23 protein-coding genes are annotated in these 24,240 nt (G+C 34.5%); 13 read left to right on the top strand and 10 right to left on the bottom strand.

Annotation, left to right across the window (positions count from 1 at the left end; all coding sequences use genetic code 11):
• The first annotated feature begins 27 nt into the window (after window positions 1-27).
• The gene (locus HMPREF3265_RS07475; RefSeq protein ID WP_011274628.1) at window positions 28-990 is read left to right on the top strand and encodes an oxygen-dependent tRNA uridine(34) hydroxylase TrhO; all 963 of its coding nucleotides are present in this window, start codon (window positions 28-30) and stop codon (window positions 988-990) included.
• A 401-nt stretch (window positions 991-1,391) separates the two neighbouring features.
• Window positions 1,392-2,366, top strand: a complete 975-nt coding sequence (locus HMPREF3265_RS07480) for a choloylglycine hydrolase family protein (RefSeq protein WP_070581059.1) — start codon at window positions 1,392-1,394, stop codon at window positions 2,364-2,366.
• Between the two features lie 51 nt (window positions 2,367-2,417).
• Here the strand turns inward: HMPREF3265_RS07480 and HMPREF3265_RS07485 are convergent, their stop codons facing one another.
• Entirely contained in the window at window positions 2,418-3,794 is a 1,377-nt protein-coding gene (locus HMPREF3265_RS07485) for an MFS transporter (RefSeq protein WP_070581062.1), read from the bottom strand.
• Between the two features lie 568 nt (window positions 3,795-4,362).
• On the opposite strand from HMPREF3265_RS07485, the gene HMPREF3265_RS07490 reads away from it, so the two are divergent.
• The 4 genes from HMPREF3265_RS07490 (at window position 4,363) to HMPREF3265_RS07505 (ending at window position 7,225) form a co-directional block, all read left to right on the top strand.
• Window positions 4,363-5,067, top strand: coding sequence for a DUF969 domain-containing protein (locus HMPREF3265_RS07490; protein WP_016930593.1), 705 nt, complete (start codon window positions 4,363-4,365; stop codon window positions 5,065-5,067).
• Entirely contained in the window at window positions 5,060-5,986 is a 927-nt protein-coding gene (locus HMPREF3265_RS07495; RefSeq protein ID WP_070581064.1) for a DUF979 domain-containing protein, read from the top strand. Before HMPREF3265_RS07490 ends, HMPREF3265_RS07495 begins: the two co-directional genes overlap by 8 nt.
• A gap of 24 nt (window positions 5,987-6,010) precedes the next feature.
• A complete protein-coding gene (pcp, locus tag HMPREF3265_RS07500; protein ID WP_070581066.1) occupies window positions 6,011-6,649 on the top strand; it encodes a pyroglutamyl-peptidase I in 639 nt (212 codons plus the stop codon).
• A gap of 192 nt (window positions 6,650-6,841) precedes the next feature.
• Window positions 6,842-7,225: an ABC transporter substrate-binding protein gene (locus HMPREF3265_RS07505; protein ID WP_053036103.1), complete on the top strand. Its 384-nt coding sequence runs from the start codon at window positions 6,842-6,844 to the stop codon at window positions 7,223-7,225.
• Window positions 7,226-7,312: 87 nt separating this feature from the next.
• Here the strand turns inward: HMPREF3265_RS07505 and HMPREF3265_RS07510 are convergent, their stop codons facing one another.
• On the bottom strand, window positions 7,313-7,975 hold the full coding sequence (locus HMPREF3265_RS07510) for a CPBP family intramembrane glutamic endopeptidase (RefSeq protein ID WP_070861219.1): 663 nt from the start codon (window positions 7,973-7,975) through the stop codon (window positions 7,313-7,315).
• Window positions 7,976-8,132: 157 nt separating this feature from the next.
• Here HMPREF3265_RS07510 and HMPREF3265_RS07515 point away from each other — a divergent pair, with 157 nt between their 5' ends.
• Window positions 8,133-8,951 carry a CPBP family intramembrane glutamic endopeptidase gene (locus tag HMPREF3265_RS07515; RefSeq protein WP_070581070.1) on the top strand — a complete coding sequence of 273 codons (819 nt, stop codon included), beginning with the start codon at window positions 8,133-8,135 and terminating at the stop codon, window positions 8,949-8,951.
• A gap of 134 nt (window positions 8,952-9,085) precedes the next feature.
• Here HMPREF3265_RS07515 and HMPREF3265_RS07520 read toward each other — a convergent pair whose 3' ends face one another.
• The 4 genes from HMPREF3265_RS07520 to HMPREF3265_RS07535 all read right to left on the bottom strand — a co-directional run bounded on the left by HMPREF3265_RS07520 (window position 9,086) and on the right by HMPREF3265_RS07535 (window position 13,246).
• Entirely contained in the window at window positions 9,086-9,694 is a 609-nt protein-coding gene (locus tag HMPREF3265_RS07520) for an NDxxF motif lipoprotein (RefSeq protein ID WP_070581072.1), read from the bottom strand.
• Between the two features lie 164 nt (window positions 9,695-9,858).
• Window positions 9,859-10,677 (bottom strand): CPBP family intramembrane glutamic endopeptidase, encoded by an 819-nt coding sequence (locus tag HMPREF3265_RS07525; protein ID WP_070581074.1) that lies wholly within the window; start codon window positions 10,675-10,677, stop codon window positions 9,859-9,861.
• 103 nt (window positions 10,678-10,780) lie between these two features.
• Window positions 10,781-12,313, bottom strand: coding sequence for a sodium:solute symporter family protein (locus HMPREF3265_RS07530; protein WP_053036111.1), 1,533 nt, complete (start codon window positions 12,311-12,313; stop codon window positions 10,781-10,783).
• Window positions 12,314-12,364: 51 nt separating this feature from the next.
• A complete protein-coding gene (locus HMPREF3265_RS07535) occupies window positions 12,365-13,246 on the bottom strand; it encodes an N-acetylneuraminate lyase (RefSeq protein ID WP_053036113.1) in 882 nt (293 codons plus the stop codon).
• Window positions 13,247-13,488: 242 nt separating this feature from the next.
• Between HMPREF3265_RS07535 and HMPREF3265_RS07540 the strand changes: the two genes are divergently transcribed.
• Complete coding sequence (locus tag HMPREF3265_RS07540; protein WP_070861220.1) at window positions 13,489-14,352, top strand: ROK family protein; 864 nt, start codon at window positions 13,489-13,491, stop codon at window positions 14,350-14,352.
• 61 nt (window positions 14,353-14,413) lie between these two features.
• Here HMPREF3265_RS07540 and HMPREF3265_RS07545 read toward each other — a convergent pair whose 3' ends face one another.
• Window positions 14,414-15,220, bottom strand: a complete 807-nt coding sequence (locus tag HMPREF3265_RS07545; protein ID WP_070581078.1) for a MurR/RpiR family transcriptional regulator — start codon at window positions 15,218-15,220, stop codon at window positions 14,414-14,416.
• 173 nt (window positions 15,221-15,393) lie between these two features.
• Here HMPREF3265_RS07545 and HMPREF3265_RS07550 point away from each other — a divergent pair, with 173 nt between their 5' ends.
• Window positions 15,394-16,065, top strand: a complete 672-nt coding sequence (locus HMPREF3265_RS07550; protein WP_070581080.1) for an N-acetylmannosamine-6-phosphate 2-epimerase — start codon at window positions 15,394-15,396, stop codon at window positions 16,063-16,065.
• 24 nt (window positions 16,066-16,089) lie between these two features.
• A complete protein-coding gene (nagB, locus tag HMPREF3265_RS07555; RefSeq protein WP_070581082.1) occupies window positions 16,090-16,818 on the top strand; it encodes a glucosamine-6-phosphate deaminase in 729 nt (242 codons plus the stop codon).
• Between the two features lie 68 nt (window positions 16,819-16,886).
• Here the strand turns inward: nagB and HMPREF3265_RS07560 are convergent, their stop codons facing one another.
• Together HMPREF3265_RS07560 and nagA are read right to left on the bottom strand one after the other, a co-directional pair.
• Window positions 16,887-17,135, bottom strand: a complete 249-nt coding sequence (locus HMPREF3265_RS07560; RefSeq protein WP_070581083.1) for a hypothetical protein — start codon at window positions 17,133-17,135, stop codon at window positions 16,887-16,889.
• 130 nt (window positions 17,136-17,265) lie between these two features.
• Window positions 17,266-18,423 carry an N-acetylglucosamine-6-phosphate deacetylase gene (nagA, locus tag HMPREF3265_RS07565; RefSeq protein ID WP_070581085.1) on the bottom strand — a complete coding sequence of 386 codons (1,158 nt, stop codon included), beginning with the start codon at window positions 18,421-18,423 and terminating at the stop codon, window positions 17,266-17,268.
• A 218-nt stretch (window positions 18,424-18,641) separates the two neighbouring features.
• On the opposite strand from nagA, the gene HMPREF3265_RS07570 reads away from it, so the two are divergent.
• Both HMPREF3265_RS07570 and HMPREF3265_RS07575 read left to right on the top strand, forming a co-directional pair.
• The gene (locus HMPREF3265_RS07570) at window positions 18,642-20,264 is read left to right on the top strand and encodes a BCCT family transporter (protein WP_070861221.1); all 1,623 of its coding nucleotides are present in this window, start codon (window positions 18,642-18,644) and stop codon (window positions 20,262-20,264) included.
• 273 nt (window positions 20,265-20,537) lie between these two features.
• Complete coding sequence (locus tag HMPREF3265_RS07575) at window positions 20,538-21,323, top strand: putative hydro-lyase (RefSeq protein ID WP_070861222.1); 786 nt, start codon at window positions 20,538-20,540, stop codon at window positions 21,321-21,323.
• Window positions 21,324-21,387: 64 nt separating this feature from the next.
• On the opposite strand, the gene HMPREF3265_RS07580 is transcribed toward HMPREF3265_RS07575, so the two are convergent.
• Window positions 21,388-22,587 (bottom strand): DUF819 family protein, encoded by a 1,200-nt coding sequence (locus HMPREF3265_RS07580; protein ID WP_070861223.1) that lies wholly within the window; start codon window positions 22,585-22,587, stop codon window positions 21,388-21,390.
• Between the two features lie 191 nt (window positions 22,588-22,778).
• On the opposite strand from HMPREF3265_RS07580, the gene HMPREF3265_RS07585 reads away from it, so the two are divergent.
• Window positions 22,779-24,197 carry an anion permease gene (locus HMPREF3265_RS07585; protein ID WP_070861224.1) on the top strand — a complete coding sequence of 473 codons (1,419 nt, stop codon included), beginning with the start codon at window positions 22,779-22,781 and terminating at the stop codon, window positions 24,195-24,197.
• Window positions 24,198-24,240: the final 43 nt, after the last annotated feature.

Below are 24,240 nucleotides of genomic sequence, written 5' to 3' on the forward strand. Positions count from 1 at the left end.
AATAAATTTTTAGAGGAGAATTAGAAAATGGATTATAGAGTGTTATTATATTACAAATACACAACAATTGATGACCCTGAAACATTTGCAGCTGAGCACTTAGAATTCTGCAAATCAAATAATTTAAAAGGTAGAATTTTAGTTTCTACAGAAGGTATCAATGGTACATTATCAGGTACGAAAGAAGATACTGATAAATATATCGAACATATGCATTCAGATGAGCGTTTCGCAGATATGACGTTCAAAATTGATGAAGCTGAAGGACATGCCTTCAAAAAAATGCACGTGCGTCCAAGAAATGAAATCGTTGCTTTAGGTTTAGAAGACGATGTTGATCCACGTGTTACAACTGGTAAATATTATTCACCTAGCGAATTTAAAGAAGCACTTGAAGATGAAGATACTGTCATCTTAGATGCTCGTAATGACTATGAATTTGACTTAGGTCACTTCCGCGGTGCCATTCGCCCTGATATCACACGCTTCAGAGACTTACCAGACTGGATTCGTGAGAACAAAGATCAATTAGATGGTAAAAACATCGTAACTTATTGTACAGGTGGTATTCGTTGCGAAAAATTCTCTGGTTGGTTAGTTAAAGAAGGCTTCGAAAATGTAGGACAACTACACGGTGGTATCGCAACTTACGGTAAAGATCCTGAAACTAAAGGTCAATATTGGGACGGTAAAATGTACGTCTTCGATGAACGTATTAGTGTTGACGTTAACCAAGTTGAGAAGACAGTTATCGGTAAAGAACACTTTGACGGTACACCTTGCGAACGTTATATTAACTGTTCAAATCCTGAATGTAACAAGCAAATTCTTGTTTCAGAAGAAAATGAAGACAAATATCTCGGTGCTTGTTCATATGACTGTGCCAAACATGAACGTAACCGTTATGTAGCTAAAAACAACATTAGCGATGAAGAATGGAATCGTCGTTTAGAAAACTTCAAAGACGTTCCAGAACATGCACATGCTTAATATCTAAATCATATCCCTTATGAGATTTAATTAGCTCATAAGGGATATTTTTTGAAGTGGCTTAGAATTCTTCATGAAGTCATTGTCCACCGCAACTTACTTTGCTTATATGATTTCTTTTTTGAGATTTTCAATGTTGGAATATAACTAGAATTGAAATATCTTTATACAAGCGTCTAAGCAATTATTTAACAGCATTTTCTTCGCTATTGGCACTTTTATTATTTCTATGATAGTTGACTATTACGGTATAATTTGGGCCTATATTATGTGTTTTAGTATGTATATAGCAACTTTTATTTTAGGACTCTTTTTCCGAAAAACTTTAAAAATTGAAATGAGTAATGAGAAATCTTATAATTGATAATAATTCTCACTTTAAATACTGGAGGTTTCTACATATGTGTACAGGTTTTACGTTTCAAGCTAAAAACGGTGACGTTATTTTAGGACGCACGATGGACTATGACTATCCATTAAGTGGACATCCTGCTGTGCAACCACGTCACTACTATTGGGAATCTCGTGTAGATTATAAAGGTACAACGTCGTATGGTTTTACTGGTGCCGGTTCTGATATGGAAGGCTTTATTTTCGGTGACGGTGTAAATGAGCATGGCCTCGCAATATCTAATCAATATGACCGTGGTTATGCCTCATACGCTAATAAAATACGAGATGGATACATCAATATTTCACAAACTGAAGTATTAACATGGGTACTTGGTTACAACAAAACGATTGAGGAACTTGTTGAACAAGCAGACCAAGTTAATGTCGTTGCACATACATTGAATGATATTAATGAAGCGCCACCATTACATTATCATGTATCGGATGCGACAGGCCGAACTGTAGAGATTACGTTTGTAGAAGGTCGCATTGTCGTTCATGATAATCCAGTCGGTGTACTAACAAATAGCCCTGATTTAAATTGGCATTACGAGAACTTGAAGAATTATGCGAATGTGACACCTTACAAACCACAATATAAACGCTATAAAAATTTATATATCGGCAATGAAAGTGGTACCTCTGGACTACCAGGTGGTTATACGTCAGCAGAACGTTATGTAAGAGCAGCTTATCTTGTAAGTAATATGTTGCCTGACGATGGTGATGATGCAGTATTAGATGCGTTTAGAATTCTTGATAGTGTAAGCATTCCTAAAGGTGCAGTTCGCCCTTCTGAAGATGAATTCCACTATACGCTCTACCAAACTGTATTTAACTTAACATCGCGTACATTGTATGTGAAATACTATAATTCTAATCGTATTGCTGAATTACAATTAACTGAGGATTTATTAAATAGCGACGAATTAGTTATATTTGATCCGATTCCGCAAGGATTGTCTACCGATAAAGTAAATTAATTATCTATAAACAAACAAGCGTGGCTGATTAAAAAGCCACGCTTGTTTTTATTATGCTTTAACATTTTTAGGAATCAGAATAAATGCTGATATAAGTCCAAGTATCATAATAATTGCCCCGACTAAGAATGAAATCATTGCTGACATTTCTACTGAATAGAATTGTTGGCATACTGTAAATACGGTCGTATTTAACGCGATACCAAAAGCTCCTCCAAGTGTAGCGCCCATCTTATATAAACCTGTCGCAAAGCTCACTTTCTCTTCTGGCATATTTAATACTGCAATCGTTAAGCCTGGTGTAGCAACTAACCCATTACCAATCGCACATACAACAAATGCGAAAGTTACAATACCTACATACCAACTTGGCGATAAGAAAGTGAAACTAATTAGAATGATACCAATTGCTGGAAATAGCGGCCCTGCAATTAACATACTTTTACCACCATATTTTTGAATTGCTTTTTCACCTAAGCGTATCATCGCTATCGCCATGAAGACATACGGCACTGTAACCAAGCCAGTTTGTGCTTCGCTCATACCAAATTGTTTTTGAGCGTAACCATTGAAGACTACTGTGGTACCTACCCCAGTGTTAAGCACAAAATTATTGATTGTTGAGCCCAAAAATGCTCGATTTTTTACAATTGAAAAATCAATAAATGGTGTGGGTCTGCCTTTTTCAAAAATATAAAATACAACTAAAGCAATGAGACCAACGATTGCAACAATTAACGTGAATCGACTTGCCCAACCGTATGTAAAACCTTGAGTCATCAATAGCATTAAGCAAGCGATAATTACGCCAAAAATCACCATTCCTACATAATCGAAGGGCTGGTAATCACGTTCTTGACGTGGCACTTCTTTTCTACGACTTAAAATAAAAATCGCAATAATTGATAAAACGATAGAAAACACAAAGATAAATTGCCAACTTAAAAAGCTAGAAATAAGACCACCGACATAGGAAGAAAATCCTATTCCACCAACTGTCGCAATCATCATAAAACTATAAGCTTTACGGAGTGATTGACCTTTAAAGTTATCTGATACTAAGCCAATTGTAGAAGGTAGTAATATGGCAGCTGATAGGCCTTGAAAAATGCGCCCAATAACTAAGAATGGCGTAGCAGGAACAATAATAAGACTAAGGCAACCAATAATACTAAAGACGAGACCTATTATTGTCATCTTGAGGTTTCCCACTTTATCTGCAATATCTCCTGCACCCACCATGAAAATACCTGTAACGAATGATACAAGGCTGATAGATAGGTTAAGTGTAGAATCTGTAGCACCAAACGTCTTTTGTACACTAGAACCAATATTTATAAATGATTGTGCAAACAACCAATATGTTAACACTGCAAAACTAGCTGCAATGATTAATTTACCGTCGAACCTACTTTGATGTGAACTCACATCTGACACTCCTTTACTGATATAATAAAATAGTTATTGAGAATTATTCTCATATAACCCAAGATATTATATCATGCCCTTGAAGAAAATATATAATTTAAAATTTTAATGAAGGCAACTAATAATCAGTTTATTTTAGAAACTTATCATAAATATCGTAGTTTTATATATTTATTTAGCCGAACTGTAATAAATAAACACAGACCTAACTTAATTGAAGAACATAAAGAAATAGTCTCGGAACTCGCAAAAGGTAATGTTCAAATGCTACTAATTTACTTGAAAATCATTTAAAAAAAGACTTAGAATTTAGTCTCTATTATCTTGAATTTTTAAACCTATTTATCATCTAACATTCCAAACAATATCTAAATATAAAATATTATTCAATTTATTTTAAATTCACTTTAATAGCAATTTTAGTTGTGCTAATATTAAGAAAATTACATCTATTATTCACTTATCTTTTACATATTAATTAGATAGGGTTACAGAGATTAATTGTAACTCTGAATCTCATCAATTAAATATTAAAAGTTAATTTGAATAACTGTTAAGGAGTGTTTCTATGGAATGGATTAAATTGATTGGTATTTTAATCATAATCATCGGCTTCATTCTTAAGTTTGACACTATAGCAATTATTTTAATTGCAGCAGTAGTCACTGGTTTAGTTGCTGGTATGGATATCGTTGAAGTACTTTCAACACTTGGAAAAGCCTTTGTAGATCAACGTCTTGTAACTTTATTTATGCTTACACTTCCTATGGTCGGTTTAATTGAACGTTTTGGTTTGAAGCAACAAGCTTCTAAACTAATTAGTAACGTTAAGAAAATAACAACCGGTCGCCTTCTTACTTTATATTTAATTATTCGTGAAATCGCCGGCGTAGCTTCAATACGTATCGGTGGCCATCCTCAATTTGTTCGACCTTTAATTAACCCTATGGTTCAAGGTGCACTTCGAACACGTTACAATCTTACTGATAAAGACATCGATGAGAAAGATATTGAAAAACTAAAAGCCGAAGCATCTGCCATGGAAAATTATGGTAATTTCTTTGGACAAAACTTATTTGTTGGTGCTGCTGGTGTGTTATTGATGGTTGGGACTTTCCAATCTTTAAACATTAAAGTGAATGCGATGAGTTTAGTGCTCGCTTCAATTCCTGTTGCTATCATCACACTTATTTTAGTTTGGATTAAAAATATTTTACTCGATCGTTACTTCAATAAAAAATATGGAAATAATGAGGTGAAAAGTCATGAGTGAAGCAACTTTAAACCATATTTTAGAAATATTTTACATACTGATTGGACTTCAATTTTTATATACAGCTTATCGCGCTTTACGTTCACAAGATAAATCTAAAAGTTTAGGTACAGCAGCATTTTGGACCATTTTAGCTATTTTATTTATAGGTGGTCCTTATATACCAAATGCAATTAATGGTCTGCTAGTTTTAGCAATGGGTGCTTTAACACTTTTCAGACAAGTGAAAATCAAAAACATTATCGATGTTAATGATGAGGAAGTTGAAAGAGGTTCTGCTAAATATGAAAATAAGCTTTTCATTCCTGCAATTGTCTTAGCTGTGGTGGCAGTAGTTGTTTCAAACTGGACTCCACTTGGCGGTGCCATCGGTTTAGGTATTTCATCTATTGTAGGATTAATCGCAGCACTACTCATTATCAAACCAAAATTATCTTACACATTGTATGACAGTGACCGATTAACGCAACAAGTTGGAACGACAGGTATATTACCACAATTCTTAGCTGCACTTGGCGTACTCTTTACTGCAAGTGGTGTGGGTCAAGTCATTTCAAAAGGTATCTCTTCATTTTTACCTGAGGGCAACCATTTAATTGGTGCAATTGCTTATATATTAGGTATGGTTCTTTTTACAATGCTTATGGGAAATGCTTTCGCAGCATTTACTGTTATAACAGCAAGTATTGGTATTCCATTCGTTATTGCCCAAGGTGGCGATCCAATCGTTGCAGGTGCGCTTGCCATGACTGGTGGTTTCTGCGGAACATTACTTACACCTATGGCGGCAAATTTCAACACATTACCAGTTGCACTACTTGAAATGAAACAAGAATTTGGCGTTATTAAAGCACAGGCGCCTATAGCATTAGCACTTATAGTAATTCACATTGCTCTAATGTATTTCTGGGCATTTTAAATAATTCTAAGGAGGAAATGAATAATGAAAATTTTAGTTACAGCATTTGATCCATTTGGCGGTGAAAAGATTAATCCTGCACTAGAGGCAGTAAAGCAATTGGAGAATACGATTGGCGAACATACCATTTCAAAGTTAGAAATTCCAACCGTCTTTCATGAATCTAAAGACGTCATTGATAAAGAACTGTCTAAAGGCGATTACGAAGTGGTCTTGTCTATTGGTCAAGCTGGTGGCCGTTATGACCTTACTCCAGAGCGTGTAGGTATCAATATCGACGATGCACGTATTCCTGACAACAAAGGAAATCAGCCTATTGATGTGGCCATTCAAGAAGATGGCGCACCTGCCTACTTCTCAAACTTACCTATTAAAACAATGACTGAAGCGATTAAAGCAGCAGGCGTCCCTGCAAGCTTATCGAATACAGCGGGCACATTTGTTTGTAACCATGTCCTATACCAATTAGGTTATCTCGCTGACAAGTCTTATCCGGGGCTACTATTTGGATTTATTCATGTACCATTTATCCCTGAACAAGTGACAGATAAACCTGAGAAACCGTCGATGTCTATTGAAACAATTGCGAAAGGTTTAACAGCGGCTATTAAAGCCATTTCTAAAGAAGACGACTCCAAAGTTGCACTAGGAGAAACACATTAAAAAGAGGGTCCCCACCCTCTTTTTTTAATTTCAAAATTGGAAAACTTCTACGTACCTATTCACAAATTTATCATTTCAAATAATTTGTATAGGGTGTATCATATAATAATGTTTATTGATGGAAAAATATTTTCAATAACTAAACTCTATTATAAAAAATAATGATGAATACAATAGAAAGAAGGTAAAACATTGAAAAAGCGCATATTCTATTCACTTTCTATATGCGCGATGCTTATGTTAAGTGGTTGTGCTCAGTATCATAATGATGACAAAGAGGTTAAAGTCTCATTACCTCGTGAATTTAATACAAATCAACTAGATGCACAAGGCTTTGATGCGCCTATGCCTGTGTACAATGCTATCTATCAACCGCTTGTAACTTATGGTAAAAATGGCAAGATTGAACCAGGTCTTGCTACATCTTGGGAAGCTTCAGAAGACGGTAAACACTACCTATTTCATTTAAAGAAGAATGTAAAATTCAATGATGGTTCTGATTTTGATGCATCGGCAGTTAAATTCTCAATTGAACGTGCGAAGGCAACGGATACAACCGACCCTATAAACATTTAAGAATTGAGCATATTTAAGTTAAAAACAATGCCTATCAAAACTTAGGCATTGTTTTTATTGCGTATATACTATGTAATTAGAGCATTTCTACCAAAAATAATTTTGAAATGTAGCTAATATATTACCAAACATGTGTATGATGATAGGTATTTCGAGCCGTTTTGTTTTTAAATATGCAACAACGAAAATGAAACCTGAAAAGCCGTAAATAAACCATTCACCTATGTTGCTTGGGCCATGAGCGCCAGCGAATAAAATAACAGATACTATGCCACCAACTATAGGTGCACCTCTAAAGATACCTTTAATTAACAATCCTCTAAATATAATTTCTTCTAAGATAGGACCTAAAATACCTACCGCAATGAGTTGTAAATACAGTGGTACATTGCGGTAACTTTCCTCTAACTCCTTCTCATTCCCTGTCGTAGGCATGAATTCAAAATAAATATAATCTGTACCATTTGCAAGAATGAATCCAATGATAATGATTAGCCATTGCTTTTTAGTTATTCGACTAAATTGAAATAGCTTCAGCTTACTTAATTTTAAAATTAGAAATGCAATAATGACCCCTACAATAGCAATCCAAAAGTATCTTGGCTTCTCTACTAAGAGTAAAACCATTGATTCGGCAACAAATAAAATACAAATTAAAAATAGAGATTGTAATATCAACTTCCAATAAGGTTTTTGAGAAATTTGAAAATCTCCTGTTATATGGTCATGTGATATTTCATCTTTAGACATAGTTAACCTCCTAAACATATAATTCGAAATTTTAATTTTTAGTTAAGATAACGCATTTTTATGAAGTGACCTACAATAAATGTCAAATATATGTTACATTCATATAGAAGTATTCATTTTTCAAAATCTTATATTTCTAGACAAAGGTGGGTTTATTATGATGAATCATCAGAATATGGATACAATTTCTAATACTACATCTTCTTCAAATGAAGATAATTCAACTAAAGACCACATACATACCGAAGAACGTCGTCCAACTGGTAATAAGTTTGTACGTGCCCTTATTTTCATTGGCTGGATGTTACTAATTCAAATTCCTATTGTGAGTAGTATGTTTATCTATAGTTTTTCTATTTATATGGATACATTAACTTGCACATTAGTGACCATCATTTATTTCATACTAGCTGCTGTAGTAATATGGCTAGTTAGAAGTTATTACAAACGTCATACCTATGAAAAGTCTAAAAAATTTACAGGTAAGGATATTGCAGTTAATGTTGGTTGGGCCGTACTTCTTAGATTAATCGTTATTGGTATGTCATATTTAATGCTATTTGCGACAGGTTCAATGCAAACACAAAACGACAAAATGTTATTAGGTGATATGAACACTGCCAAACCAACGCCTGATCAATTGGGCCAAGTCTTCCCGCTAATTGTCTTCGTACTGACGATTACATTTGTAGCACCTTATTTAGAAGAACTTGTTTATCGTGGCATTTTTAAAGAAACATTATTTAAACGTACACGATTCTGGTTACCGTTCATCCTATCATCACTTATCTTTGCTTCTCAGCATGGTATTTCAAATTGGGTAGCAATTCTAATGTATACCATGATGGGAATGATATTCTACCTTGCTTACCATCGTCGTAGAAATGTTCGTGACAGCATGATGGTTCATATGATTCATAATGGTGTGAGTGGCATCATGGTTCTAGTAAGTTACTTTATGGTATTTTTTAGTTAAACATTGAACTCTTAAAATAGTTCCAACATAACAAATATTGTCGCAATTTAATCTTAAATATTTCTTAATTTAGAATATAGCACTTATTAACACTATAAAAGCAGGACTTCATTACGTCGAAGTCCTGCTTATTTTTATTTATCAAATGCAATGGTCTTTATATTTTTCTCTTTCAAGAAATTCTCAATTTTGGCTTGTTCTCGACCATTCGCAATATTTTTATCTTTATTGATATCGAGAATATCTTTTAATGATGCATCTTCATCTAAATTTAACGCACGTTGATTTGTTTGATATGTTGCTATCATATAATTACTTATCTTTTTAGTGTATTGTTCATATTCTTTGTTAGGCATCTGATTATTTTTTATGTACTTGGCAAAGTTATTTAAATTTTGTTCTTGTAAGTCTACAATATGATTGAATTTTTGTTCTTTTTTCTTAGATAACTTTTCGTCAGAATCTAACTTTTCTTCATAAGGCTCTCTTGCATCCGTTAGTTTTCTATCGGTATCTAAATATGTTTTAATATCTTTTTTTATCGTACTCTCAGAGATCTTCTGACCTTTGATTGTTTTATCAAAAATATGTTTAGGAATCTTGTCATTATGTTTAGAACTATTTTGTGACTGCTTGTTATCATTTGATGTATCTTTAGAATCATTTTCTTCTGACGATGACGAACAGCCAACTAATGTAAAAGTAAGAATAATTACAGGAATAACTAATAAGTATTTCTTCATATTGATGCTCCTTTATAATGTAAGTAATTCTTTCCTTATTTTAGTATAAGCAAATACATAAATAATTTAAATAAACCATGTAAAATAACAACTACTTTTAAAGTAACTTGTTTACTATGCCTAATTTCATGAGAGAATATCACTCTTTAGAAATCTGAACCCTTCTATTGAATACCTCTATGTTTAATCATTAGTAAAATAAAAATAACGCCTATGTATCCTGCGATAGATATAATGGATGCTTCATAACCAAATTGATTGCCTGTGATGGCTATGTTGTTCGTATGTACGACATATTGCCAAATACTATACTGACTTTCCTTTTCCGTGATAAGTAAAAGTTGGGATAAATTCCAACAAAAATGTAGTGTAATGCTTGCCCAAATCGTATTGAATTTATAAGTTGCCAAACCGAACATGATGCCTACTAGTGAACCGCTAATTAATAATAAGAAGAAACTACTTACATTTAACCCACCATTTAATAAATGGATTGCTCCAAAAAATATTGCCGTGGAAATAATGGCAATCTTAATGTTCGTCTTCTTCTCAATGTACCCCATCAATAAACCTCTGCATACCATTTCTTCAACGACCGCGCCACCTAAGGCTGTTACAAAGATAGACCAGAAAAATGAATGCAACATATCATTTAAATTACCAAAGTGGTGCACAGTAAAATCACCTGGAACAAAAATGAAACAAATGCCATAAACTACTATTGGTAAGCTTAAGCCTAATATCACATAGAGTTTATTAAACTTAGGTGTTGTTATACGATATGCGCTCAAGCGATCTTTTAATACACGTTTAATGAATAATCGAACGACTAAAAAAGCAAAAATGATATATAAAATCCCTTGTAAAATAGCGCCTATACCTAGAAATGGAATTAAATCACTAAAGATGGATGCAATGCCTTGTGTAACGACCATGATAAGTAGTGCTAATAAGAATATACCTGCAATTTTCAATATTTTCATGATAATACCCCTATCTTTTTATAATTATTATTATATTAGCACAATGTTAAAGATATAAAATACGAGTCGAACAATCAATGATGTCCAACTCGTATACTAAATATTATTTTTTCTCTATTACTTTAGAAATATATGTTGATGGTTTATCTTTATCAAATATAGTTAGCCCAGTAATATCTTTTGCATTTTTAGATGGTACGACAAGACTTACTAAATATCCGAAGACGAAAGCAACGACGAATGAAATGATTGATACGTAGAATGGTGAGTTACCTCCACCAACGCCATTTAGTAGGTATGCAATGATTACACCTGCAATTAATCCTACTAAGACACCAAATGTATTCGCACGTTTCGTAAAGATACCTAATGCAAAGATACCAGCTAATGGTACACCAAATAATCCAGTGATCAATAAGAATAAATCCCATAAATTGTTTGAATCAGCAGCAATTAAGTAAATTGAAATACCATAGCTTAATAAGCCTGCCACAACAATGACTAATCGTGCAAAGTTAACTTCTGATTTATCTGCCCCTTTTCCAAAGAAGCGATGTTTAATATCTTCAGAAATACAAGCAGAGATAGAGTTCAAGCTTGATGAAATCGTCGACTGTGCAGCCGCAAATATAGCTGCAATCAGTAATCCGCCCACGAATGGTGGCATTTCAGTTAGAATGAAGTAAGGCACGATAGATGATGTATTGAATCCTTTAGGCAATACCTGTTCATGTTGATAGAAAGAATACATCATAGTTCCCATTCCATAGAAAATAGGTGCAGAGATTAACGCTAAAACACCATTTGTCCATAACGATTTCTTCGTTTCATCCATAGAGTCAGATGCTTGATAACGTTGAACAACATCTTGACTCGCAGTATATTGGTGTAAATTGTTAAAGATATTTCCAAGGAAGATAATCGGAATCGCTGCCGCTGCGCTATTTAATTTCCAGTTATCTACACTAATAATCTTCTTATTGGCAATTGCATCACTGACAATTGTGCCGAAACCACCTTTGATTTCAAAAGCACCGATGATAATTATCATTAATGCGCCACCAAGTAAAATAACACCCTGGATAAAATCGCTCCATACAACGCCTTCGAATCCACCTAAGAAAGTATAAAGAATACATAAAATACCCACTAAACTAGCTACGATGAATGGATTCATATCAGATACAGCTGTGATTGCTAATGTTGGTAAATAAATAACAATCGCTATGCGTCCTAAATGGAAAATGACAAATAATAATGAACCGATGACACGTATACTTGGTCCAAAACGCGCTTCTAAATATTCGTACGCTGATGTTACGCGTAACTTTTTAAAGAATGGTACATAAAATGCGATTAAAATTGGAATAATTGCGACAATCGCAATATTACCAGCGATGTATGCCCAATCTGTTAAAAATGCCTTTTCCGGTGTAGACATAAAGGTAATGGCACTTAAAGTCGTCGCATAAATCGAGAACCCAATGGCCCACGAAGGCAAACGACCACTTGCCGTGAAGAAACTATCCGTATCTTTACCAGCCCTTTTAGTAAAGTACGCTCCAATTAATAACATAATGACAAGATAACCAATAACAGCTACCCAATTCCATGCCCCAAAACCGACTTGATGCATAATCAACACCCCTTGTGTTACATATTCTGTTGTTAAATATTCTCAGTTTGTCTATAAATCGTATTTCTTAATTAATGTGTCCAATGCATCACGATGTCTTTCATCAAATGGTCGGAATGGACGTTTAGGCAATCCGCCATCGATACCACGCGCTTTTAATATTTCTTTTAATGTAGGGTAAATGCCCATACTTAATACCGTTTCGATGATGTCATTCGTATCATGTTGTATTTGATATGCTTCAGCAATTTTGCCTTCTCGTGCTAAATCAAATATTTGTCGTGCACGGCGACCATTCACATTGTATGTTGAACCAATTGCTCCATCGACACCTGAAATTATCGCTTGCACTAGCATTTCATCAAATCCAGATAATATGAGTTTATTAGGAAATGCCTTACGGATACGTTCTAATAAGAAGAAGTTCGGTGCAGTGTATTTCACGCCTACAACTTTTTCATGATTAAATAACTCGCCAAATTGTTCGATGCTAATATTGACACCTGTTAAGTCAGGAATCGCATAAATAATCATATTGTTTTGTGTTGCTTCGATAATGTCGAAATAATATTGCTTAATTTCTTCAAAAGAGAATGGATAATAGAATGGTGTCACTGCTGATAGCGCATCATAACCTAGTTCTGTTGCGTATTTCCCAAGTTCAATCGCTTCATTTAAATCTAATGATCCAATTTGCGCAATTAAGTTCACATCGTCTCCAACAGTTTCTTTCACTACTCTAAAAATTTGTTTCTTTTGTTCTTTACTAATTAAGAAGTTCTCCCCAGAACTACCATTCACATATAAGCCATCAAGTTTCTCAGTCTCAATCGCATTTTTAGCAATTTGCTTTAATCCTTCTTCTTTTATTTGTCCATGTTCATCAAACGGTACAAGTAATGCGGCGTATAATCCTTTTAATTTATCTTCCATGTCATGTTCCTCCAAATCAATTTTTATTCAAATTCATTTTTATAAACTTTGAGATAAATTCAATTACAATAAATTTCTATTTACACCTCGAATTGTAAACGTTATCATTTTCTTAAACAACTATTTTTGAAAATATTTAACAAAATATTGCGAATTTGATGAAAATATTTTTCAAAAAGAATGATGACGATTACTTTAATTTGAAGTGTCGTTATAATAAAAACGACTAAGGAGGTACCTCAATGTATAAAATAGCTATAGATATAGGTGGAACAAATATTAAAGTGGCAGTCATTAATGATGACCTAGAAATGATTGATTATAAAAAGATTAAAACGCCAGATAATATTAATGTGCAAATTGTAGATGAAACATATCAATTAGTAGCAGCATTTATGAAACAATATCAACTTAAAAATCCATTTATTGGTATTTCAAGTGCTGGTGTCGTCGATTCAGATTTAGGTCAAATTATTTATACGGGGCCAACCATTCCTAATTATGACGGTACACAATTCTTCGAAGTCTTCAAAGATTTATCGTCTGATATCGCTGTTTATAATGATGTGGATGCGGCATTGTTAGGGGAACTTAAACTCCATCATTATGAAGAAGATAATATATTCTGTTTAACTTTGGGGACAGGTATTGGTGGTGCATTTTACAGTGAAGCTTCTGGCATTTATCAAGGTTCGCGTCACCGTGCCAATGAAATTGGTTACTTACTTTATCGTGAAGAAGATGGTAAAACATTTGAACAACGTGCCTCAACATCAGCTCTTAAAGATTTAATGACTAAACATCAATTTGAACATGGTACGGATGTACCTAGATTATTTAATCTAGCAGAAGATGATAATGAAGAAGCACTTAATATTCTCAATGAATGGAGTAATTATGTTGCAGAAGGTATTGCTCAAATTCAAATTATTTATGATCCAAGCTTGATTCTTATTGGCGGCGGTATTTCATCTCAAGGTGAAACACTTCTCAAATATATAGAACCTAAAATTCATCATTATTTACCCTCAGACTATGGCATTGCTAAGATTCAAACAACTCAAACAGAGAATCATGCTGCTTTATTCGGCGCAATCACTAAATAACGGCTGGATCTAGATAGGCGTGGGACACTGAATTCATAACGAATTCTGTCCCACTCCTCACTCATTCCTTCTCATTTCCTAAAATGACGTCTCGTGTTTGTTGATATACTTGGTGCATATGTGTGTCATTCAATAATAAATAACTCACGATATCTAATAAAAATAGTGTTGCGATTTGTGAGTTGATGAATTTTGAATCATTGTTACTTGATTGAGCCGTCGTAATTAATACTAAATCTGCATTCTTAGTAAGCGCACTACCTTCGAAATTTGTTATGACTACGACATACGCCCTTTGATTGCGAGCAATCTTCGCAGCTTCAATTAATTCTAAGGTTTCCCCACTATTTGAAATAGCGACAAACATATCCCGTGATGAAAGTAGCGACGCCGATATCTTCATTTGGTGCGCATCTGTTGATACAGAACCTTTGATACCCATACGCATTGTGCGATAGTAAAATTCACTTGCCGTTAATCCTGAACTTCCTAATCCTGCGAAATTGACTTGTCTACACGTTTTTAAATTGTGTGCTAGACGTTTAATCTTTTCCTCGGAAATAAATTCACCCGTTTGTTGGATAATGTTTTGATGATAACGATGAATAAGCTGAACAAGCGGTGCATTTTCTACTACCTTTTCTGATTTTTCGTGTTGCAAATTAAACTTCATATCTTGAAAGTTGGCATAATTTAATTTCCCACTAAATCTTGTAATGGTAGCTGGTGATGTCCCGATAGCATAAGCTAAGGAATTAATTGTAGAGAAATTTTCATCAAGTTCATGTGTTTGTATATATTCAATAATTTTTTTATCCATTTTCGTTAATAAATGACGACTTCTTTGAATACGATTTTCAAATTTCATGACAACACCTCGTAATTAAGTTAGTTAAACTGTATTATATTTGAAAATATTTTTCAATTACCAATTATAAATTGATAAATATTTTCTTAATGTTATGATATGAATGAATAAACGAATCAATTATAAATACTATTTCTATTTACAATTTTGAAAAAGACGGAGCGTGTTTAAAAATGTTACCAAATGGATTAATCGTGTCATGTCAGGCGTTACCTGACGAACCATTACACTCATCATTTATTATGTCAAAGATGGCTCTAGCAGCTTTTCAAGGTGGAGCGGTTGGTATACGTGCGAATACTAAAGAAGATGTTTTAGCGATTCGAGAAGAAGTATCACTACCGGTTATCGGAATTGTAAAACGAGATTATGAAGGTTCTAATGTATTTATTACAGCAACTTCTAAAGAGGTGGATGAACTAATTGAAAGTGGATGTGAAGTAATTGCTTTAGACGCGACAACGCAAACACGTCCTAAGGAGTCCCTTGAAGAATTAGTTCATTACATTCGAGAGAAAGCACCCCACGTTGAAATTATGGCGGATATTTCAACTGTTGAAGAAGCCATCAATGCAGATCATTTAAACTTTGATTACATTGGCACAACATTACGTGGGTATACGTCTTATACAAAGGGACACATTCTCTTTGAAAATGATTTTGAATTTTTAAAAGAAGTATTAGAAAAGGTCAACGCGAAAGTTATTGCAGAAGGTAATGTCATTACACCTGAAATGTATAAAAAGGTAAGTGACTTAGGCGTACATTGTACAGTTGTCGGTGGCGCAATTACACGTCCTAAACAAATCACTGAACGTTTTATAGAAGCTGTCCAACAAAAATAATTGCTTAATTTGGAGGCGTAAATCATGAAGATAACGAACTTAGTAGATAAAAAATTAGGGAGTGATTATGTTGCAATTGAACTATTGAAGTTAATTAAAGATAAGCCTGATGCTATATTAGGGCTTGCTACTGGTGGCACGATGACAGATGTTTACCCACGCTTCTCAGAATTAGCATTGGCTAATCGAGTAAATTTAGCAAAAGTTCAAACATTTAATTTAGATGAATATGTAGGGTTAGCACCTGAACATGCTCAAAGTTATCATACGTATATGCATCAATTATTATTTGATCACAATGCTAGTTGGAATGCCGATAACATTCATATTCCTCAAGGCCATGTTGATGATTTAGAGCGTGAGGCACGTCGTTATGAGAATCAATTGAAACAAATTGATCAACCGGACATTCAGTTATTAGGTATTGGTGAAAATGGACATATCGGCTTCAATGAGCCTGGCACATCTTTTGAAAGTGAAACGCGTGTGGTTGATTTAACTGAATCAACGATTAATGCTAACAGTGTTCATTTTGATCATATTGATGATGTGCCTAAACAAGCCGTTTCTATGGGATTGAACTCTATTATGCGTGCGAAACGAATCATCTTATTAGCATTTGGAGAACGTAAACGTGATGCAATTCATCAACTCTTGAATGGTGAAACAACTGAGTCATTACCTGCATCTATCTTGCACCAACATCCTAATGTAGAAATCATTGTTGATGACACTATTTTCAAACATTTATAGTTGACTACCCAAATAAAATAGAAAACAGAAAGTGGATTGATAGCCAATCCACTTTCTGTTTTTTCATTTTATGAATGTTTAAATAGTTTTAAAATTAAATACATAATAATACTAATAACCGCAATTACTGAGAAAGTAATTAAGAATATTAATTCTGTTTGGTGAAATTCAAATGCTAAAGTAAAATTATTAAAACTTTTGAATGTGCTATAAACGATTAAATTAAGTAGGATTAATGCGGTTAAAGCAATAATAGATAACCATGCTAACCAACTAAAGAAATGCTTAGCGTTAGGGAATCTGAAATCATTATTCATGAATGGACACCTCTCTTCCGTCGCTCGAGTTTCGTATCAAACATTTACTACATATATACACTAGAATGTATATCTTTAAACGCGAATAGAGGTTAGAGAGAATTTATAATAACTACATCAACCACTTTTTTTAATATTGATGTACAACTCCTGATTTAATTGTTTTATCAATACGAATCGTATCATGTACCACAACGATATCAGCATCTTTACCGATTGCTAAACTACCTTTATGGTCATCAATTTTCAATGCAATGGCTTGATTCAAACTCGTTACTCGCCATAAATTCTCTAATGAATCATGTGTATATTCAATTAAATTATACAAACCGTCATTCATTTTCAAGATGCTACCTGCTAAAGCGCCACTTGCTAAGCGAGCCTCTTTTCCTTTAACGATGACATTCTGTCCGCCTAAATCATATTCACCGTCTTCCATCCCTTTCGCACGCATTGCATCTGTGATGAGATACATGTGTTCATTTCCCTTTTGCTTATAAGCAATATGTACAGAAGCAGGATGTGAATGAATACCATCAACTATAATTTCCGTATTTAATTGTTCATTCGTCCACGCCGCACCAAAGACACCTGGATCGCGATGTTCAAATGGTGTAGCAGCATTATATAGATGTGTTACGTGTTTAGCACCATGGTCGACCGCTTCATTCGCTTGATCAAATGTTGCCACAGTATGCCCCATTGAAAAAATAATATCTTCATGTAATTGATTTAGTGTATCATGTGCACCCTCAACTTCAGGCGCAAAGGTAATAATTTTGATTTGCTGATTCGCAATTTCTTGGAAATGTTGAATCTTAGACGCTGACGGACGTTGCACATATTTAGGATTTTGAGCGCCAACTTTATGCTCTGAAATAAATGGACCTTCTAAATGAACACCACCTACTTCAGCCGCTTCTCCTCGTTGTTGATCAGCTTGATATGCCACAATATTTTTCAATGCCTTTTCAATATTAACATCAGATTGTGTCATCGTCGTTGCTAAAAATGTTGTCGTTCCCTCTGATAATAACTGTTCAGCCAAATGTTTCAAACCTTCATAAGAAGCATCCATTGCATCCTCGCCATAACCACCATGAATATGAATATCTATGAAACCTGGTAATACATTTTGACCTTTCACGTCGACTTGTTCTAATTCTCCAGTATACGTTCCTTGTTGAATATCACTTATTTTGCCATCTTCTACTACAAGATATCCATTTTCAATAACTTGCTTTTCCGTATAAATTTTACCATTTGTAATGACATAGTTTGTTGACATGATATACCTTCTTTTCTATTTAATTCTTCAAATTTTCATCTCAATTATAGCATTTCATTAGGTCGTATTTAGCCAATTTTCTCTTTTGGAAAAAGTTTTCAAAACAGAACACTATTACTTAGAAATCAAGATATTTCAAAAAAATTGAATTTTGAAAATATTTTATATTATAGGTATACTCAAACTAAATAAAATATAAAGGATGACTTAATTGAACAATGAATGACAAGCGAAAGAAAAACAATTATTTAGTATATGTGATATCCGTAACCATCATTGTACTTATTACTGCTATGGCCGGATTCTTTCCTAAAGCATTTGGCGTCTATGCACAGCATATTTATAATTTTATTTCTAATTCATTTGGTTGGCTGTTCTTACTTATTATATTTATTTTAGATATCTTTTTAATCTCGTTAGCAATTTCTCGTTACGGTCGTTTCAAATTAGGCAGTGATGATGAAGAACCTGAATTTTCATTTTTATCATGGTTAGGTATGTTATTTTCTGCGGGACTTGGTGTCGGTATTGTATTCTGGGGTGTTGCTGAACCACTCACACATTACCTTCACTCACCGTTTCCAAAAGATGTTCCGAATCAATCAGCAGAGTCAGCGCGTGTAGCTATGGGCTATACCTTCTTCCATTGGGGTATTTCACAATGGTCTATCTTCGCCATGGCTGGACTTATCGTGGCATATTTTCAATTTAGAAAGAAGCGAGATGGTTTAATTTCTACAGCAATGGAACCTGTCTTTGGTCAAGCTTACAAACGTCCATTTCGAAATGTGATTGATATTTTAGCAATTATAGCTACAGTTATGGGGATTGCCACTTCTATAGGTCTTGGTATCATGCAAATTAGTGGTGGATTGAATCATGTCTTCCATGTACCAAATAATAACGTTACAAAAATTGCTATTACGGTACTCATGGTTTGTATTTTCTTAGGTTCTGCGATAACTGGATTAAATCGAGGCGTTAAATGGCTAAGTAACATCAATATTATTTTAGGCGCTGTTTTACTACTATTCATGCTTATCTTTGGAGACTTAAAATTCATCTTTGAATCTTATACTCTAGCAATCGGAGACTATATCAGACACTTTGTTGAATATAGCTTACGTATCAATCCATATTCTGGCAATAATGCTTGGATACAACAATGGACTGTCTTTTACTGGGCATGGGTAATCTCATGGTCACCATTCATAGGAGGATTCGTCGCTCGTGTATCTCGTGGACGTACAATTCGTGAATTTATCATGTGTGTTTTAATCGTACCTCCACTCATTTCATTCGTATGGATTGCAGGATTTGGTGGTATGGCCGTTAAGTTTGCTATGGGTGGCGATAACATCGCTAAATTAGTAGATAAAGATTACACAGTTGCTTTATTTGAATTACTATCAAAATTTCCATTAGCTGATATTACGAGCATAATAGCAGTCGTCTTAATATTCTTACTCATAGTGACAAGTGCAGACTCAACAACACATATTGTTGCTGGCATGGCAACAGGAGGTAGCGAGAATCCAAAGGTGAAACATAAAGTGATTTGGGGATTGCTCATCGGCGCTATTTCAGTTGCAATGACGATTGCAGGTGGTTTGACAAGTTTACAAACTGCATCCGTTGTAACAGGATTACCATTCTCTATCATTCTATTACTAATGACACTTTCTATTATGCGTGCGCTTCGCAGAGAACATACGAAGCACTTCCAAATGTCTTATATTGATGATGACAAAGATTATTCTATTCCATTAGAACAACGAGAAGATCATAATAAATCTAATGTAAAGGAACAAGACAAGGAACAAAACAATGAAGAAAAATAACAATATGGATCTGTACTTTAATTTACTGCCTTTAATAGGACTAATCATAAGTACATTTTTATTCATACTATAATTTGTCATTTATCGCGTAGATGATAATTGGGATATTGTAAGTTTATATTGTTTATTACCAATATTTGTGAATAGTTCGATCACTTTAGCATACAAACTTTTTAATAAATAGCGCATAGACTGCTCTTGTAATATGTGTAATTTTAAAATATTGTAGTAATAAGCACTTTCTATCATTAAGGGGAAACAAGGGGGATTATAATGAATTACAAACAGGCATCACCTGAAGTCTTACGTCAATTAATTCGAGATGGAGAACTTGTCGGTCACACAAGCGGTATGGCAGAGGGTTATATACAAGCTAATGTGGTTATATTGCCATCGAAATATGCTTATGATTTCTTAAAGTTTTGTTTTAGAAATCCAAAGACTTGCCCACTCTTAGATGTGTCAGAAATTGGCGCACATTCCTTTCCATATTATGGGCCCAATGCAGATATACGCACTGAAGTTCCGAAATATCGTATTTATGAACATGGTCAATTGATTAAAGAAGTTGATGATATCACTGACCTTTATACAGAAGATATGGTTAGCTTTCTAATTGGTTGTAGTTTCACTTTTGAGCATGCCATGTTGGAAGCTGGCTTACCTGTACGTCATATTGAAGAGGGTCATAATGTACCTATGTATCGTACAAATATACCAGCACATTCAAGCGGATACTTTAAAGGTAATATCACAGTTAGTATGCGTCCTATGACTATGACTCAAGCGATTAAGGCAACAGAAATCACTTCACATTTTAAGAACGTTCATGGCACGCCAATCCTTATCGGCACACCAGAAGAACTAGGAATCACTGATATCGATAATCCTGATTATGGAGAAGCTGTCACGATCAAACCTAACGAAGTTCCAGTCTTTTGGGGATGTGGCGTGACACCGCAATCTGTTGCACTTGATGCCAAACCTAAGTTAATGATTACACACTCACCCGGACACATGTTTATTACAGATATTAAAGATAGCGAATTAAATGATTAATTTTTTAAAAAGGGAGATACGCAGCTAAAAATTATGCTGAGATATCTCCCTTTATGTATTTATATTATCCAATGTGTATTAAAAGTTGATAAATAAGTGTGCCCGCATAGTTCCCTATGACATAACCCAATGTACCTATAATTAGTATCGGTCCAACAAGACCTTGCCATCCTTTACTGATAGCTAAAGCTGCTGCCGTTGTAGGACCACCAGCAGTAGCATTACTTGCCAACAGTATTTCTTCAATCTTAAAGTTAAATAACTTTCCTAGTATTAAACTTAAACCTAGATTGAAAATTAATATAATCATCACAAAGACAAATAATAGTGGTGCTGTTTTTATAATCGTCATAAATGAAGCAGGTGTTCCTATCACTACAAAGAATATGTAAATAATAAATGTTCCAATTTCTGAAGAACCGGCTAATTTATCAAAGAAATCTCCCCAAATAGCCACTGCCAATAATGTAAGTGTTGTAAGTAACAGGTATTGATCGCCAAAGAAAGAAACCAGTATCGTAAGTAGTACATTAGACTGCGGTATCACATGTTGAATGACCTCAGATAATTTAAAACTGATTGCTACTAATGCCACTGCAATCGCTATCGAAAGTGCAATATCTAATAATTGAATTTGCTTCGGTTGCCAATAAGATTGTTGCGTTTCTGGTGTTGACTCAGTTTGATAATCTGTCTTAAACCATCTTTTTATAATAGGTAAAGACGGTATTGCAATCAACAACATAAAGTACAATGCCATGACACTATTATCTGCAACGACTGTTGATGAAATCATGTCACTCGGTGTTTTAAACTTCGTGCTTAAAGCTGCAAAGTTCACGCCACCTCCTATATAACTTCCTGTCATCATCGCGCCAATTTTTGATAAATATGGAATCCATTGATGAAGGAAAATAAATCCTACCGTTGTCCCTATCAATGTTCCAACTGATGCAATTAAGAAGATATATAGTAATCGACGACTTTCCTTCCAAATCTTTAAAATATTAGAACTGAACAATAATAAAGGAATTGATATTGGTACCGCGTAATCCCATACCGTATCATAAACCGGCGATTCAGTCGGGATAATCTTAAAATTGGATAATAACATAGCCCCTACTAAAGCAATGATTGCTCCTGAAATGGTGCTTGCCCATTGATATTTCTGTTCTAAGAAGATACTGACTGTCGCCCAAACTATAATAATGGCCCATAATATCCACGTATCATCTTTTGCGATTAATATCCCTATTGTAAACATCATCCCATCCCCCTTCTTTAGTAACATTTTATATTATTCATAATTTAATTTCGATATTCTATGCCATTTTTATAACGTTATAATCTACTGATAATAATTCTCAATGGAACGTAAAAATGCTCTGTACATTGCTTAAAAATAGGACTATTCTATGTATGAAAATGTTCGAAATTTGGAAACAAGGTTTCTAGATGAATAACTCTGTTAAATATAAAAAATTTATATTACCTCTAGTCATAGGCATACTTATAGCTGTGCTTGCCCCTTTCAGACCTGAATCATTAAGTCTGGATGCATGGCTTATGTTTGCTATATTCGTAGGTACCATTATCGGCTGTATCACACAACCTATGCCTATTGGTGCCGTATCGATCATAGGGTTCACACTAACCGTTTTAGTTGGTGTTATCGATACAAAGACTGTCGTTCAAGGTTTCGGTAATCCAAGTATTTGGTTGATTGCAATGGCATTCTTTATCTCTAGAGGATTCGTTAAAACTGGACTCGGCCGTCGTATCGCACTTCAGTTTGTAAGATTATTTGGAAAGAAGACACTCGGTCTAGCATACTCACTTGTCGGTGTGGATTTGATTTTAGCACCAGCAACACCTAGTAATACTGCTCGCGCAGGTGGGATTATGTTTCCAATCATTCAGTCGCTTTCTAAATCGTTTGATTCTGACCCGAAACAAGGTACTGAGCGTAAGGTGGGGTCATTTTTAATATTCACTGAATTTCATGGCAACCTTATTACTGCCGCGATGTTCTTAACTGCAATGGCCGGTAACCCACTTGCTCAGAACTTAGCTGAGAAGACTGCACATGTTCACGTTACTTGGATGAACTGGTTCTTAGCAACCATCGTTCCTGGCATTGTGTCACTTATCGTCATACCATTTATTATTTATAAAATGTATCCGCCAACAGTCAAAGAAACACCTGATGCGAAAGATTGGGTCGAAAATGAATTAGCTGATATGGGGTCAATTGCTAAAGCCGAAAAATTCATGATTGGTGTATTTATTATCGCATTACTACTTTGGGTAGTAGGTAGCTTTATTGGTGTAGACGCAACATTAACTGCGTTTATCGCATTATCTTTATTACTTATCACAGGCGTATTAGATTGGAAAGATATTTTAAATGAAACTGGTGCTTGGAATACATTAGTGTGGTTCTCAGTGTTAGTGATGATGGCAGATCAACTGAATCAATTAGGCTTTATTCCATGGTTAAGCCATACTATCGCAAACAGTTTAGGCGGTCTAAGTTGGCCAGTCGTCCTTGTTATTCTAATAATCTTCTATTTCTATTCACATTATTTATTTGCCAGCTCAACCGCTCACGTCAGTGCAATGTACGCAGCATTACTTGGTGTAGCCGTTGCTGCAGGTGCACCACCGTTATTTAGTGCATTAATGCTTGGTTTCTTTGGTAACTTAATGGCCTCTACAACACACTACAGTAGTGGCCCTGCGCCTATTCTTTATGCAGCTGGTTACGTCACTCAGAAACGTTGGTGGCTCATGAACCTAGTCTTAGGCGTTGTGTACTTTGTAATCTGGCTCGGTTTAGGTTCATTATGGATGAAACTGATAGGATTGATGTAACTATATTAAGGGAGAGAAACTTATACAAGTAAGAGTTTCTCTT

Origin of the sequence: Staphylococcus sp. HMSC62B09 (assembly GCF_001839115.1) — a bacterium.
Taxonomy (GTDB): Bacteria; Bacillota; Bacilli; order Staphylococcales; family Staphylococcaceae; genus Staphylococcus; species Staphylococcus haemolyticus.